This window comes from Neochlamydia sp. AcF84 (assembly GCF_011087585.1).
In the GTDB taxonomy this organism is placed as follows: domain Bacteria; phylum Chlamydiota; class Chlamydiia; order Chlamydiales; family Parachlamydiaceae; genus Neochlamydia.
In genome coordinates, this window is sequence record NZ_VJOT01000044.1 from 94,688 (window position 1) to 109,127 (window position 14,440).

Annotated in this window: 14 protein-coding genes and 1 tRNA gene; 7 read left to right on the top strand and 8 right to left on the bottom strand. The window is 37.8% G+C overall.

The window, feature by feature from the left end; translation table 11 throughout:
* Positions 1 to 15: 15 nt before the first annotated feature.
* From NEOC84_RS04940 to NEOC84_RS04970, 7 genes are all read right to left on the bottom strand, one after another.
* Positions 16 to 870: a phosphatidate cytidylyltransferase gene (locus NEOC84_RS04940; RefSeq protein WP_166156022.1), complete on the bottom strand. Its 855-nt coding sequence runs from the start codon at positions 868 to 870 to the stop codon at positions 16 to 18.
* Positions 867 to 1,625, bottom strand: coding sequence for a polyprenyl diphosphate synthase (gene uppS, locus NEOC84_RS04945; RefSeq protein WP_166156024.1), 759 nt, complete (start codon positions 1,623 to 1,625; stop codon positions 867 to 869). The genes NEOC84_RS04940 and uppS overlap by 4 nt, the downstream gene beginning before the upstream one ends.
* Before the next feature lie 9 nt (positions 1,626 to 1,634).
* The gene (locus NEOC84_RS04950; protein WP_166156027.1) at positions 1,635 to 2,954 is read right to left on the bottom strand and encodes an adenylosuccinate synthase; all 1,320 of its coding nucleotides are present in this window, start codon (positions 2,952 to 2,954) and stop codon (positions 1,635 to 1,637) included.
* A 23-nt stretch (positions 2,955 to 2,977) separates the two neighbouring features.
* Positions 2,978 to 4,786, bottom strand: a complete 1,809-nt coding sequence (lepA, locus tag NEOC84_RS04955) for a translation elongation factor 4 (protein ID WP_166156030.1) — start codon at positions 4,784 to 4,786, stop codon at positions 2,978 to 2,980.
* Positions 4,787 to 4,979: 193 nt separating this feature from the next.
* Positions 4,980 to 5,615 (bottom strand): thiamine diphosphokinase, encoded by a 636-nt coding sequence (locus NEOC84_RS04960; protein WP_166156033.1) that lies wholly within the window; start codon positions 5,613 to 5,615, stop codon positions 4,980 to 4,982.
* 34 nt (positions 5,616 to 5,649) lie between these two features.
* A tRNA-Leu gene (locus NEOC84_RS04965) sits at positions 5,650 to 5,733 on the bottom strand.
* Between the two features lie 69 nt (positions 5,734 to 5,802).
* Entirely contained in the window at positions 5,803 to 6,399 is a 597-nt protein-coding gene (locus NEOC84_RS04970) for a hypothetical protein (RefSeq protein WP_166156036.1), read from the bottom strand.
* A 168-nt stretch (positions 6,400 to 6,567) separates the two neighbouring features.
* Here NEOC84_RS04970 and NEOC84_RS04975 point away from each other — a divergent pair, with 168 nt between their 5' ends.
* Entirely contained in the window at positions 6,568 to 7,719 is a 1,152-nt protein-coding gene (locus NEOC84_RS04975; RefSeq protein WP_166156039.1) for a sulfite reductase, read from the top strand.
* Between the two features lie 90 nt (positions 7,720 to 7,809).
* On the opposite strand, the gene ispF is transcribed toward NEOC84_RS04975, so the two are convergent.
* Complete coding sequence (gene ispF / locus NEOC84_RS04980; protein WP_166156042.1) at positions 7,810 to 8,307, bottom strand: 2-C-methyl-D-erythritol 2,4-cyclodiphosphate synthase; 498 nt, start codon at positions 8,305 to 8,307, stop codon at positions 7,810 to 7,812.
* A 337-nt stretch (positions 8,308 to 8,644) separates the two neighbouring features.
* On the opposite strand from ispF, the gene NEOC84_RS04985 reads away from it, so the two are divergent.
* The 6 genes from NEOC84_RS04985 (at position 8,645) to NEOC84_RS10160 (ending at position 14,406) form a co-directional block, all read left to right on the top strand.
* Positions 8,645 to 9,661, top strand: a complete 1,017-nt coding sequence (locus NEOC84_RS04985; protein WP_166156045.1) for an alpha/beta hydrolase — start codon at positions 8,645 to 8,647, stop codon at positions 9,659 to 9,661.
* Between the two features lie 171 nt (positions 9,662 to 9,832).
* Positions 9,833 to 11,266 (top strand): UDP-N-acetylglucosamine 1-carboxyvinyltransferase, encoded by a 1,434-nt coding sequence (gene murA, locus NEOC84_RS04990; RefSeq protein WP_166156048.1) that lies wholly within the window; start codon positions 9,833 to 9,835, stop codon positions 11,264 to 11,266.
* A 192-nt stretch (positions 11,267 to 11,458) separates the two neighbouring features.
* Entirely contained in the window at positions 11,459 to 11,821 is a 363-nt protein-coding gene (locus NEOC84_RS04995; RefSeq protein ID WP_166156051.1) for an F-box protein, read from the top strand.
* A 451-nt stretch (positions 11,822 to 12,272) separates the two neighbouring features.
* Complete coding sequence (locus NEOC84_RS05000; protein ID WP_166156054.1) at positions 12,273 to 13,250, top strand: KamA family radical SAM protein; 978 nt, start codon at positions 12,273 to 12,275, stop codon at positions 13,248 to 13,250.
* A 536-nt stretch (positions 13,251 to 13,786) separates the two neighbouring features.
* Positions 13,787 to 14,221 (top strand): hypothetical protein, encoded by a 435-nt coding sequence (locus tag NEOC84_RS05005; RefSeq protein WP_166156057.1) that lies wholly within the window; start codon positions 13,787 to 13,789, stop codon positions 14,219 to 14,221.
* Between the two features lie 41 nt (positions 14,222 to 14,262).
* Complete coding sequence (locus NEOC84_RS10160; RefSeq protein WP_347566651.1) at positions 14,263 to 14,406, top strand: transposase; 144 nt, start codon at positions 14,263 to 14,265, stop codon at positions 14,404 to 14,406.
* Positions 14,407 to 14,440: the final 34 nt, after the last annotated feature.

The following is a 14,440-nucleotide window of genomic DNA, read 5'->3' on the forward strand; positions in this document are numbered from 1 at the left end:
CCTGTACTCCTGCATTTAGCTAGATGCAGATTGAATTTCAAGAAAAATATAAACAATAGGAGAAGTAAAGACTAGCGAATCGAGCATATCTAGTATACCACCCAGTCCAGGGATTTGATTGCTATTTTTAATATCAGCATCACGCTTTAGCAAAGATTCAGCAAGATCTCCTATCTGCCCCATCGTGCTTAATAAAATTCCTAATGCCAGGGATTGAAAAAGAGTAATCTGAAAAGGAATGTGAGCACTTATCCAATAAAAAGTAAAGCTTGCCCCTAGCCCGCAGCAAAGTCCTCCCACTGCTCCTTCGTTACTTTTTTTGGGACTTAAGTAGGGAGCCATTTTATGCTTGCCCAGAAGGCTACCCACAAAATAAGCCCCTATATCAGTTGTTTTTGTAACAGCTAATAAGTAGATTAGCCACCACCGTCCTTCTTGAGGAGAGTGTTCTGGAAAAAAGTAGGCAATGTTGAGCCAAGATGCTAAAGGAATGGCTACATACATTAATGCAAGCAGGGTAATGGAGATATTAAGCAAGGGCTTATCGCCCGTTTTAAAAAAATAAAAAAAGCAAATCCATACAATCAATATAAGAACAATGTAGGGGAGAATTTGAGCTTGACCATATTGGGTACTCACATATACGGAAAGGGTGTACAAAAAGCAGCCTACCAAGCCTATTTTCGTAAGGGGCTGGTAGTTTTTACTTTTAGCTAAGTGAAAAAGTTCAGCGGCAGCAAGGGTAACGAAAGTAGCTAAGATTAAAGCAAAAATAGGGCGAAAAAATAGGTAGGGGGAAAACCAAAGCAGCAAAATAGCAAAAAGAGTGGTCATACTGCCCAAAAGAAGACGGTGTTGAAGGTTACTCATGCGCCCCCTAAGCGCCTTTCACGCTTTTGATAGTTTAATAATGCTTCTAAAAGATGATAAGGAGTAAAATCTGGCCATAATACGTTTGAGGAGAATATTTCAGTATAAGAGAGCTGCCATAGTAAATAATTACTTAATCTTAATTCACCACTCGTGCGGATAAGTAAGTCTGGATCACTCCAGGGCGCCGTATCTAAATATTGGGAAATAATTTCTTCAGAGATTTGCTCAGGAGTAATTTTTTTATGGATTATATCTTGCGCGATAGACTGTACAGCACGTTTGATTTCATCGCGACTTCCATAATTTAGGGCAAAAATTAGGTCCGCTTCTTGGCAGTGGGCCGTAACTTGTCGGGTTTCCTCTATAGTTTTTTGTACATACTCTGGCAAAGCAGCAGTATTTCCAATGGTACATAAACGTGTCCCTTCTTCCACAAAGAAAGATTGCTGCTCGATTAAATAAGTATGCAAAAGCCACATCAAGGCATCGATCTCCTCTTGAGGACGGCTCCAGTTTTCTGTAGAGAAAAGGTAAAAAGTAAAATTTTTTATTCCTAGTTCTTTTCCTGCTTTTACAATTTCAATCAGATTATCAGAGCCTTCTTGATGACCTTCTATGGATCTCATTTGCTGTCGCTTGGCCCAGCGTCGATTACCGTCTGGAATAAAAGCTACATGCTGAGGAATACGCTTAGGATCTAAGCTTGCCTTTTGTTCAAGAGTATAATAGTTGTTTTTCACGAAAATATTCATAAGTTCTATTTAAGCATGCTTGCAAGCTGCCTTTTCCTTGGTTGAAAATAAGTCTTTTAAAATAAGGGTTTTTTCTCGTTGAGGCCCTAAAGAAATGATATTAATCGGTGCTCTACAAAGCTGCTCAATTTTTGACAGGTATTTTTGAGCATTTTGAGGTAATTCTTTATAAGTGGTAATTTGGCTGGTGGAGGCGTTCCAGCCTGGCATAGTTTCATAAATAGGGATAATCTTATCTAGATCCTCGCTAAGGTAAGGAATATGATTGATGCGCACTCCATGAATTTGATAGCCTACGCAAACTTTAATAGAATCTAAATAATCTAGCCTATTGAGCTGAGTCACTGCTAGTGAGTCAATGCCATTTATGTGTACAGCCGTTCGCGTTAGCACTGCATCAAACCATCCAATCCGTCTTCTACGCCCTACTGCATTGCTGTATTCACTCGTGATAGGATGATTTAAAAAACTTTCGTTTTCTTGAAACTCTGTAGGAAAAGGTCCGTTGCCCACACGTGTAGTGTAGGCTTTAACAACGCCCAAGGTATGATCGATGCAGGTGGGGCCTACTCCGGCGCCGGCACAGATGCCTCCAGCGATGGTAGAGGAAGATGTGACATAAGGGTAAGTTCCTAAAGAAGTATCTAGGAAAGTTCCTTGAGCTCCCTCGAACAAAATATTTTCCTTATTATCTATAGCTTGGTGAATAAGCCCTTCCACTTCTGCCACAAAAGGTTTTAAAAGCTCCGCATAACGACTATATTTTTTATAAATTTCCTCCTCATTTAATTTTTCGACGCCGAAAAGCTTAGTAAGCTCTTCATTTTTTACTTGAAGAATGCTTTTTAGCAATTTGCCGAAAATATCAGGACGCACAAGTTCTCCCATGCGAATGCCTAAACGTTGGGCTTTATCAGCATAACAAGGCCCAATTCCTCGACCGGTGGTACCAATAGCACGTTCGCCTTTCTTTTGCTCAAGAAGAAAATCTAGCATTTGATGATAAGGAAAAATAATATGGGCAGAAGGCGAGATTAATAGGCGTCCTTTAATTTGGACACCCTTACTTTCTAAATCCTCCATTTCTTGCAGGAGTACTTCAGGATCGATGACGGTGCCAGCACCTATATAGCAATGCGTATGTGAATGGAGAATAGCTGAGGAGATTAAATGAAATTTGTATTCTTGCTGATCAAGGACAACTGTATGGCCTGCGTTATTGCCACCTTGAGAGCGGATAACATGCTTAACCTGGGCTGTAAGCATATCAATAATTTTACTTTTATCTTCATCCCCCCATTGTGCACCAATCAAAATCACCTGTGGCATATTAACTCTTTTTTAATGATCGATTAATCTCCTGCTTTTAAAACTTCCATAAAAGCACTTTGGGGGATATTGACTTTACCTATTTCTTTCATACGTTTTTTACCCTTTTTTTGCTTCTCCCACAGCTTGCGCTTGCGGGTGATATCGCCTCCGTAGCACTTAGCTGTCACGTTTTTGGTGAGGGCGCGGATAGTTTCTCGCGAAACAATTTTCCCACCAATAGCTGCTTGAATAGGTACTTTGAAAAGCTGCATGGGGATAACTTCAACGAGTTTAGAGCAAATAGCTTTTCCTTTCGATTCTGCTTTAGAGCGATGCACTAAGCATGAAAATGCATCTACAGGCTCTTCGTTGACCCGAATTTCTAATTTAATGATATCACTTTTTTCATAACCATCAAATTCATAGTCAAAAGATCCATATCCTTTAGTGATGGATTTAAGCTTATCATTGAAATCGGTAATAATTTCATTAAGAGGAAAACGATAGGTAATTAGAAGCCGGCGTGCATCCATAGTTTCTGTTTTAAGACAATTGCCTCTTTTATCCATTCCCAAATTCATGATTGCGCCTAGGTATTCCCCAGGAATCATAATATGGCATTTTACCCACGGTTCTTCTACATAATCGATGTGAGTAGGGTCTGGATAGTGAGCAGGATTATCGATTTCTTTAATGGAGGTGTCATTTAAATGGAACTTGTAAATAACACTAGGCGCTGTAGAAATAACATCTAAATCAAATTCACGTTGAATGCGTTCAAATATAATTTCCAAATGCAAAAGTCCTAGAAAACCACAGCGGAAGCCAAAGCCTAAAGCCATACTGCTTTCTTGTTCAATATGCAAAGAGGAATCGTTAAGTTGAAGTTTTTCCAAAGCATCGCGTAAAGCTTCAAAATCTGTAGAGTCAATAGGATATATGCCTGCGAATACTACAGGGCTGATATTCTTAAAGCCTGGCAAAGCATCGGGAGCTGGATGTTTTTGCAAAGTAATGGTGTCCCCAATTTTAACATCGGAAGTTTTTTTTATGTTGGCGATCATGTATCCCACCTCTCCTGGCATTAAAGCTTCCACAGGTTTTTCAGAGGGAGTAAATTTTCCTACTTCTAAAACTTCACAAGCTTTATGAGTAGCCATCATGCGTATTGCAGAGCCTTTACGAATTTCTCCGCTAATCACACGAATGTAAACCATAACCCCTCGATAATTGTCGTAATGAGAGTCAAAAACCAAGGCACGGAGTAGATCATCGACAGGTTCTTTAGGAGCAGGAACATCGCTAATGATACGTTCTAAGATGGTCTCAATCCCTATTCCTGATTTGGCTGAGCAGCAGATAGCATGGGAAGCATCTAGGCCAATCACATCTTCAATCTGTTGTTTTACACTTTCTATATCTGCACTGGGAAGATCAATTTTATTAAGGACAGGTACGATCTCCAAGTCACGTTCAATCGCTAAATGAACATTTGCAAGAGTTTGAGCTTGGACGCCTTGGGCTGCATCTACCACTAGTAGAGCTCCTTCGCAAGCCGCTAAAGATCGTGAAACCTCGTAGGTAAAGTCGACATGTCCCGGTGTATCAATTAAGTTGATTTGATAAATTTGGCCATTTTCAGTTTGGTAATTCATGGTCACAGGGTGAGCTTTAATAGTAATGCCTCGTTCTCTTTCAAGATCCATATCATCGAGTAGCTGCTCTTGCATCTCTCGCTTTGAGACTGTATGGGTAAGTTCTATTAATCTATCAGCAATCGTTGACTTTCCATGGTCAATATGAGCAATAATAGAAAAGTTGCGAATATTTTTTCTGTTGTATGAAACCATGCAAAAATCCTAATCACTGGCATTTATTACATCTAAATTTATCAAGATGGGGGTTGTAAGAGAAATCAATCAACTAAATTAATCGATGACATGAATGTTTTCAAGCAACATTTGATTTAAAGCTACCTTGGTGCATAAACTTTTTTGAAACCGATTAGATGCAGAAAGAAAAAATCTAATCTATTTAAAGAAATTAGAAGGTTTTATGAAGAAAGCATACTAAATCACCAGAGAGTATATTAATCTCTACGGAGTGGCTATTACATACATTCGATAAGCTCATAAATTCTTTATCAAAATCAGCATTTTGCAGCTCCCATTTAAGGCCCTGAGTTTGGATGCCATAGGCAGGGGATAAAGGCATTAAAGAGATCGTTTGTCCCGCAAACGTCTTAATCCGGTTGCGTCCTTGTAAACAAAAAATGGTCTCCTTTTCCGATTCTATCATAAGCTGAGAAGGATGGCGAGACAGGAGATGCAAGGTATAAAGGAGATGATCACTGCGCTTTCCTAATACACCAAATAAAGCGATAGATTCTACTTTTTCCCTTAAAAGCTTATGGATTGCTAGTTCTAAATCACTTTCATTTTTATCTTCAGGATATTTTAAAAGGGGAAGATCTGCATATTGTTCAAGCATTTCTTTTTCTATAGAATCTAAATCTCCGATCAGAAAACAAGGAGTGATTCCCATTTTCTGGCAATGTTTTAAGCCCCCATCTACGGCTATAATCTTTGAAAAAGAAGAAAGAAGGTGCTTGGTCTGAGAATAAGAAGAAATTTCGCCATTAGCGACAATAGCTACTTGGGGAGATAAAGGGTAATACATCCTCACTCAATCGATAAAAATTTAGCTTAAGGATTGCGGCCAAGATGATTCGAACATCCACAGGGTTGCCCCTACTAGAACCTGAATCTAGCGCGTCTACCAATTCCGCCATGGCCGCTTGATGCACAGATATCGTATTAAAATAAGCTTATTTCCGTAAATGGAAAATATCTTATTTATGAGAGAATCAGCTTTTAGTTAAATCCAGCGGTTCTATTATCAAATAACTGTGATTAGGATTTTGAAGGATAGAAAATGCTTTTCCATCTCGTCTGACCAGCTTCCCTATTCCTACTAATGAGTTATGTTGAAAATTTCCTGTTAGCTTATCTCCATTCCCGTAAACAATCAATCCTTGACCGTTTAATCTTCCCTCATGAAATTCGCCGGAGTAAGTGGTAGAAAATATAGCGTGGGTTTTTTCGTTGATCATTTCGTAGGTAAGTTTACCGATTCCTTCAGGGAGGCCTGCTTTTAAAGGTCCTATATATTTGATGCTATTAGAGAGTAGTTTCCTCCTTTTTATTTCTTCTCCTTGCCTTGGAGTGTCTTCAGATGGTTCCAACGGTAATAATGAAGGCAAGAGAGTAGGTTCGTTCTTTACATGTTGGCTTGAACGGGAAGAAGCCTGAGGCAAAAGTTGAGCAGCAGGTGGGCAAAGAGGCTCAGCAACACCCCAAAAAAAAGTAGTCGCGTCTCTTGTTCTTGTGGGTAAAAAAGTACTGTGCTTATCCACTGATTGATTGTTTGTAGTGATTTTGTAATCGCAGTTAATTAAACTCATAAAAACCTAGTATGTTTGCTTAATATATCGAGAATAATAGTGTAAAAATTGTTAATTTTCAATCAGATTAGGAGAGGTTAACCTGCTTTTAAATAAGATAAAATTTTGCTGAAAGTGAAAAAGAATTATGTTATACTTTTTTATTTTTAACTTCTAAACACTGTTTTTATGGAACCCTCAATCTACAATAGGCATTATCCTTTTTTTGCCACAATCAAAGAGCGTTATAATTTAACTCGAGAAGAGTCTACAAAAAATACTCAACATCTGGTTTTGGATATTAAAGGGTCGGGCCTGACCTATAAAGTGGGCGATAGCCTAGGCATTTTTCCTATCAATCCTCAGGATATTGTTAATAAAACACTGGGTGCTATGCGTGCACAAGGTTTGGAATTGATAATTAGCAAGCATACAGGAAAGAGTATGTCACTGCGCGAATTTTTAACTACAAAAGCTAATGTGACAGACTTAAGCAAAAAGCTTTTGTCGATGCTTGCTCAAAGGCAAACTAACCAGAAAAAAAAAGAAGCGTTAGAAGCTGTTCTGGCAGAAGGTGCGCAAGAAAAGTTTAAAGCTTATTTACAATCCCATGAGCTTTGGGATATTTTAGAAGAAAACCACGAAGTGGTTTTTGCTTTGCAAGAGCTCTGCAACATGCTTATGCCCTTGCTACCTCGTCTATATTCTATTTCTTCCTCAATGTCGGCAGTAGGAGAAGAAGTGCATCTTACCGTAGGGGTATTAAAATATCATACCAATGGATATCAGCGGGTAGGTGTGTGCACTCATTATTTATGCGAAACAGTCCCTCTTCATCAACCTGTCGTACCCATCTATATTCAACCTCATCATGGCTTTACACTCCCTTCTCACTCTGATACGCCTATTATTATGATTGGCCCTGGCACTGGCGTAGCCCCCTTCCGGGCATTCATGCAAGAAAGGATGGCGAAGGAAGCTCAAGGTAAAAATTGGCTTTTCTTTGGGGAGTGCAATCGCGCAACTGATTTTTTTTATGCAGATTATTGGACAAGCTTAGAGCGGCAAGGTAAGCTCCGCTTAGATGTTGCTTTTTCACGTGATCAGCAAGAAAAAATTTATGTTCAACACCGTATGCTAATGCAAGGTGCTGACCTTTATCGTTGGATTAATGAAGGCGCTTACATTTATGTTTGTGGGGATGCTGCGCGTATGGCAAAAGATGTAGAATCTGCCTTGCATGAAATTATCCAAGTCCATGGTAAGAAAAGTGAAGCGGAGGCAAAAGCACTCGTTAAGCATTTGCGTAACGAGAAACGTTATCTGCGGGATATTTATTAACATTCCTATAAATTGCCGACTCCAGATCTTTAAAAAGGCTTAATAATGTAGATTTAAGCGATAGTTTACTTAAAAGTAGAATGAAGGCAATCATGGAGATAAAGGTGTAGGCTGGCAAGTGGTCACTATGGCAAAGCATTGGACCCCTTCGCCACAACCAAAGTCTGTCAAGCCTTCGCCTGAAGTTGCTGTTATTCCTACTTGAGACAAATCAATTTGCATGACGCGTGCAATGTTTTCCCTCATCGCTTGAATGCGATCTTTAAATTTAGGCTTCTTACCTTCTAAGGTGATAGACACATGCGTAACTTTCTGGGCCTCTAATGTTTTTATAGCTTCAAGAAGATAAACTTCGCTATCAGTAATTCCATCTTTTAAGCAAAGCTCATCGGCAATATTTCCTAAAATTAAGACTCCAGAGAGCGAGCTTATCGCATTACAAATGGCATGAAAAACAATATCACCATCAGAATTAGCATTAAATCCAGGCGTATGTTCAAAGATTAATCCTGCAATAATGCAAGGTTTTGAGGTTTCAACCGGTAAAAAACGATGGCTATCTTGACCTATACCTGTTCTTACTATCATTTCTACCTCTTAGTCGTTAATGGATGTGGCGTTATTTTAGAAATCTGAGAATTTGAATGAAACATTTTTTTGCTTTTTCTTAAATTAGAAAGGTAAGCTGAGCTTTTGGCCGATTGCTATTTATAAAAGATTAAATAAGAAAAGGTAGAGGAATGTTTATAAATAGAAAAAGCAGTAAACAAGGCTAGTTAGCATTCTTTAACCTTTTTACTCCTACTTATTAGTTAAGGGGATTAAAGGTATATGTTCAAAAGCTACCTTAAATTTGTTGGAAATAAAAAATTCAAAATAAAAATATTTTTCAGTAGAATGACTACTCTTAAAGAAGGATCAGGAAATGGCATCCCTAAATATTCACCGTCCTCCTCGATTACCCTGTAATCATTCCTTTATAAATGAAGGGAAGCAAAAAAATGAAAAAGCAGCGTTTTATTGGAAAATTAAGCATTTAGCTCTTTTAGCTTTAGCTACTTTATGTAGCCTGGCTACTTTGGCAGGAGTAATCAATTTATTTTCTAGCATCTCATTCTCTAGGCTTTCTAAGTATACATTTATACTTTCAGCCGGTGCTTTAGGAGTTTTTCTAAGTGGAAATATGTTAAATTTGATGGCTTCTAGGCTTCCTCAATCTTTAGTTTCTTTGGCCAATTATATTTATTCCATTGTTTGTGAATTTTTTTCTTTGATAGCTTTAAATTTTTTACGTTTTGTAGATTTAGAAAAACGTGATCCTCATAAAGGAAATGGGCAGCAACCTATTTTACTTATCCATGGACTTTATAGTAATAGTGGCTCCTGGGCTTATTATCGTTACCGCTTTTCTAAAGAAAAATTAGGGCCTGTTTTTACAGAGCATCTAGGAAAGCCCTTCGAATCTATTGAAACTCACGCGGAAAAAGTCCGAAATAAAGTGCTAGAAATTCAAAGAGTGACAGGAAGGAGTGATATTACCCTTATTGGCCATTCAATGGGGGGGATTGTAGCTTGTGTCGCTGCTTCTAAATTGGCTGAATGTAATTTGCTAGTAACAGATATTATTACTTTAGGCTCTCCTTTAAAGGGAGCTTTCTTGACTGCTTGTGGGATAGGGAAGGCTGTTAAAGAAATGCATCCTCAAAGCGCTTTTTTAGCAAGCCTTAGTAAGAGAATTTTAAATTTACCTTCTACGACTCATTTTTTCCATATAGCTAGTAAAACAGACTTATTAGTTCCGCTTTCTAGTGCTTTATATAATGAAACTATTTATGCCAAGCGACTAACACTTTCAAATGTAGGCCATCTATCCCTTTTATTTTCCGATTCGTTGATTGATGAAGTGATAGATTATTACAAAATCCGACAAAATAAAGTCTAAAAATAGAGGCTTTATTTTTATTTATCCAAAAATTTGATTTTAATTCAGATTCTCATTGTATTTAAAAGTTATTTTTGTTAATAAGATAATCAAAAAAAACTACGAATAATCGAGCTTTTTTCTCGAGAAATTAACAATAAATTAATTTTTACATATGGTTGCATTAAAAAAATGGAAATATTGAAAATTAAGGGTGGAGCCCCTTTGAAAGGTCATGTAAAAGCAGCAGGTGCTAAAAATGCGATGACCAAATTGCTTGTAGCCTCTCTTCTCTCCGATAAAAAGTGTCGCTTTTATAATGTGCCTAACATTGGAGATGTGGCTGTTACAGTAGATTTATGTAAAGAAATAGGCATGGAGGTTCAGTGGGACCGTGCGAACGGGATCATGGAAGTAATTACCAAGGAACTTAAAACTTCTTATATCCCTCAAAGGTTCTCGGGAGCTAATCGAATTCCTATTTTGATGATTGGAGCGCTTTTAGGACGTACTGAAGAAGATATTATTGTTCCAACGGTGGGGGGATGTAATATTGGAATGCGCTTGGTAGATTTTCATATTGCTGCTCTAGAGAAGTTAGGAGCTGTTATTGAATATAGAGGGATGAAGCGCGAAGGAGCTTATTTTGCTCATGCTCATAATGGTCTAAAAGGTACGCTAGTACATTTGCCTTTTCCTTCGGTAGGAGCTACGGAGAATACCATTTTAGCAGCCGTCACAGCCCGAGGCTTAACTACAATAAAAAATGCAGCCATTGAACCAGAAATTGTAGAATTAATTCTTTTTTTGCAAAAACTTGGCGCTATTATTACATTAGATGTCGATCGTACGATACATATCCAAGGCACCCGGCGGTTTTATGAGGTAGAACATACTGTGATCCCCGATCGTATTGAAGCAGCTTCTTGGGGGATAGCAGCTATAAGTTCCAAAGGACGTGTTTTTGTGGAAGGTGCCCAGCATCAAAATATGATTACTCTTTTAAATAAGCTTAGAGAGGTAGGCGGAGGATTTGAAATTAAGAGCAATGGAATTGAATTTTACTATGACGGGCCTCTTCAAGGTGGGCTCCATCTAGAGACAGACGTTCATCCTGGCTTTATGACCGATTGGCAGCAGCCTTTCGTGGTTCTTCTTACACAGGCGACAGGGTCATCAGTGGTGCATGAAACTGTGTATGAAAATCGTTTCGGCTATACCGAGGTGTTGAAGGAGATGGGAGCTGATATTACCCTTTTTAGGCAATGTTTGGGCGGTAAAGAATGCCGCTTTGCTTCCCAAAGTTTTTGCCATAGTATTATAGTTAAAGGTAATACTCCTCTTGTTGCAAGAGATATTTCTGTTCCTGATTTAAGAGCAGGTTTTGCTTATGTAATGGCTGCAATCTTAGCTACAGGAACGAGTGTAATTTCGGGATTACATTTTTTAGATAGGGGCTATGGAGAGCTTTTTCAAAAACTTGGTTCTTTAGGGGTAGATGTGACGCGTACGACGGAAAAAGAAAAAACTTTAGAACCTGTCTCCAAAGGGGAGGGTGTAGCTGTTTTAGCCAAACCTATCAAAGAATTAAAAAAGAAAAAATTACCAGTTTTGCAAACTATCTAATTTTTTAAAGGCTTTTAAAGAAAGATAGCTGAGTCTATGGATATAAGCTAATTTAATGTATATTTTTCCTTAATAAGGTGTGGTGCAAGGCATGTTTGGCAGAGAAAGAATGAAAGCTTGTGTGTTGTATCGAAAGTGTAATTAATCCAGCTTTCTAATTAATTTTAGCAAGAGGGTGCCTGTATGTTTTGTATGAAGTCATTATTTAAGCCATTCACTTGCATAAATCCAAACTCTTCACATTACAATATAATTAATTCTACGCCCATAGCCATGTTGCCCGAGGAATTGATCGTTCACATTTTCTCTTTTCTTTCAGCCACTAATCTTGCTACGGCCCAGCGCGTATGTAGGCGCTGGAGAAAAATAGCAGAAGAAGACACAGCCTGTGGAAAAGACACCATCAGAGACGTCTTGGTTGCAAGCCCCTTATGCGTATCTTTTCTAAGAAAGTACCTTACTCTTTTAAACAAAGCTATCTTATTTATTGCAAGAATGAAGCTGAATGCATACGATTTAAAGAAATGCTTGCTTTCAGCCATGATGAGAATCTAGCTTTCGAGCATCAACTACTAGAACATTATAGCTCTAAAAAGTGAGAGGTCGATTGAGTAAATGATAAATTCTTTATCGAGGAGTCCTTCGTGAATGCAAGCTAACTTTTAGATAATTCTTCGCATGCCGCTACAAAATACCACTCCCTCTCCTTGCAATATAATTGGCTAGGGATAAGATGGCGAAGTTTACAATGTCCCCAGGAACAATGGGTACTGACACAGGGGATAAGCTCCAATATGAGGCTATGTCTTAAACAGGCGAGCTATTAGATCATTTACGCAACAACGCTCACAGGAAAGATAAGAACCTTTCTTTTCTTGTTTTATATAAAAAAACTTGTCAATATGTTACTGATTTTGTAAGAAAATAAACCCTTTGTTAGCGTGGCTTTCAAAAAATATTTACAAACTGTTAGTTTTAAGGTAACTAATCTTTTTCATTAGGTAAAATGCAGACTTCTCCAGCTTTATGGCGTCAAATACAACGCAGCAATTTCACAAATTGGAATCAATTAGCAGACTTTTTAAAGCTTTCCCCTGAACAAGGTGAGCGAATATTGAAAAATCCTTCCTTTAAATTAAATTTACCCCTTCGCCTTGCTCAAAAAATCACTAAAGGGGTGTTAGATGATCCTATTCTTAAGCAGTTTCTTCCTGCTTTAGATGAAAAGCTGGAAGCTACAGGTTTTCAAATAGACCCCGTTCAGGATCAATTATTTCGAAAGGAAACTAAACTTTTGCAAAAATATAAAGGCCGGGCTCTTTTAGTCTGCACAAGTGCTTGTGCGATGCATTGCAGATATTGCTTCCGTCAAAATTTTGAGTACGATAGCAAAAAAACTAGCTTTGCTAACGAATTGGAGCTTATTCGAGCAGACTTATCTCTTAAGGAAATTATCTTAAGTGGAGGGGATCCTTTATCGCTGGAAAATAGAACATTAAGCAATCTTTTAGATCAACTGGATTTGATTTCTCATCTGCGCCGCGTTCGCTTTCATACTCGTTTTCCTATCGGAATTCCGGAAAGGATTGATCAAGAGTTTTTAGATATCTTAAGAGTCCGTCGTGTACAAATTTGGTTTGTGGTGCATGTCAATCATCCCCGCGAGCTAGATGAGGAAGTTCTTTTAAGGCTTAAAAATGTGCAATGTTTAGGCATTCCTGTGCTTAATCAGTGCGTGCTTTTAAAAGGCGTTAACGATAATAAGGAAACTCAACAACTACTCTGTGAAAAATTGGTAGATCACGGGATTTTACCTTATTATATGCATCAGCTAGACCGGGTAAAAGGGACTGCCCATTTTGAGGTAGAGCGAGAGCAAGGTTGTGAATTTATCCGTTATCTGGCTGCTAATTTATCGGGTTATGCGGTCCCTAAATATGTGCAAGAAGTACCAGGAGAGTCCAGTAAGACTTCTCTTTTCTAGCCCTTAAACTAATAACTATCTTATTTAGATAAGGAAGAGCTAGAAAAAAGGCGAAGGGGAAGGAATTTATAATTATTTATAGACCTTAAGTTTTGGATATTAAAAACTTGCCTTTTTTCCTTAGGCAGAATGGCATAATAGAACTCTCTAGGGATGCCAGCCGATACAGTTTTTTACATCATGGTTAAAGCTATGCCCCTTAGTCAATAGGTTAACCTATTGATAAATTTCTTAAGTTGAGCCTCCTTACCAGAGGCAGTTAAGCTAAAGAGTAGCTCTGAAAGATAAGAAAGAAAAAATGGAAGATAAAAAAAAACTTTAAAAATCCTCCCATTCCATTTTCTTTCGCAGGGCTGCCAGCTTATTTCTTTTATTCTTTATGAATAGTGAACCTTCTCTGCAAATTTTTAAGCTTATATTCCTCAGCAAAAAAAATAATTAAAGCGAGTTATCGGATAAGGAAATAGTTGAAAAAAGACCTCCACATTGTTTAAAAATATTTTTCACCAAAAAAACTTTAAACCTGGAAGGTTAAAATGCTTGAAAAAGATATCGATCTATTAATCTCTATTTTTTGTGATGTAGAGGATTTTTATAAACAATTTGAGCCTGAATGGCGCAAAATATTGGTTGAAAGCCGCCCAAAACCTTTAATTGAAAAGAGCAATAAAAGAAATCGATGGTCAAAATTATCATTAAGCAAAGCGATGACAATTATCATTATGTTTCATAAAACTGGTTATAGAACTTTTAAAGGCTATTATACGCGACAAGTCATTCCTTCAATGAGAAAATATTTTCCTAGCATCCTTTCCTATAATAAGTTCATTACTTTAATGAAAACATGCTTGTTTCCTCTTTTTTTTTATTCACAAGCTTGTTTAGGAGAGTGTACAGGCATTTCTTTCATTGATTCCCCTTTATTAGCAGTATGCCACACCCGTCGCATTTACTCCCATCCTAGTTTCTAAAAAAATAGCCAAAAGGGGTAAAACTTCTACAGGGTACTTCTATTCGACTCGTAGTAGAAGAGATGCTACCTAGGGCCCAAGCTATGGCTGATCGTTTTCATGTTATGCAGAACCTAAATCAAGCGTTAGATAGATTTAGGAAGAGGATAAAACAGAAAAGTGCCGATCAAGAAATAAAGAGCTAAAATGATTGGGCAAAAGTTTATAAGCCTTGCTAGA

What these genes read in the sequence shown, in the direction of transcription:
- ispF (WP_166156042.1), bottom strand. Translation starts at nt 8,307, where the DNA reads ATGATAGTAAGAACAGGTATAGGTCAAGATAGCCATCGTTTTTTACCG.
- NEOC84_RS05000 (WP_166156054.1), top strand. Translation starts at nt 12,273, where the DNA reads ATGCAGACTTCTCCAGCTTTATGGCGTCAAATACAACGCAGCAATTTC.
- murA (WP_166156048.1), top strand. Translation starts at nt 9,833, where the DNA reads ATGGAAATATTGAAAATTAAGGGTGGAGCCCCTTTGAAAGGTCATGTA.
- NEOC84_RS04970 (WP_166156036.1), bottom strand. Translation starts at nt 6,399, where the DNA reads ATGAGTTTAATTAACTGCGATTACAAAATCACTACAAACAATCAATCA.
- NEOC84_RS04960 (WP_166156033.1), bottom strand. Translation starts at nt 5,615, where the DNA reads ATGTATTACCCTTTATCTCCCCAAGTAGCTATTGTCGCTAATGGCGAA.
- NEOC84_RS04985 (WP_166156045.1), top strand. Translation starts at nt 8,645, where the DNA reads ATGGCATCCCTAAATATTCACCGTCCTCCTCGATTACCCTGTAATCAT.
- NEOC84_RS04975 (WP_166156039.1), top strand. Translation starts at nt 6,568, where the DNA reads ATGGAACCCTCAATCTACAATAGGCATTATCCTTTTTTTGCCACAATC.
- uppS (WP_166156024.1), bottom strand. Translation starts at nt 1,625, where the DNA reads ATGAATATTTTCGTGAAAAACAACTATTATACTCTTGAACAAAAGGCA.
- NEOC84_RS04995 (WP_166156051.1), top strand. Translation starts at nt 11,459, where the DNA reads ATGAAGTCATTATTTAAGCCATTCACTTGCATAAATCCAAACTCTTCA.
- lepA (WP_166156030.1), bottom strand. Translation starts at nt 4,786, where the DNA reads ATGGTTTCATACAACAGAAAAAATATTCGCAACTTTTCTATTATTGCT.
- NEOC84_RS05005 (WP_166156057.1), top strand. Translation starts at nt 13,787, where the DNA reads ATGCTTGAAAAAGATATCGATCTATTAATCTCTATTTTTTGTGATGTA.
- NEOC84_RS04940 (WP_166156022.1), bottom strand. Translation starts at nt 870, where the DNA reads ATGAGTAACCTTCAACACCGTCTTCTTTTGGGCAGTATGACCACTCTT.
- NEOC84_RS04950 (WP_166156027.1), bottom strand. Translation starts at nt 2,954, where the DNA reads ATGCCACAGGTGATTTTGATTGGTGCACAATGGGGGGATGAAGATAAA.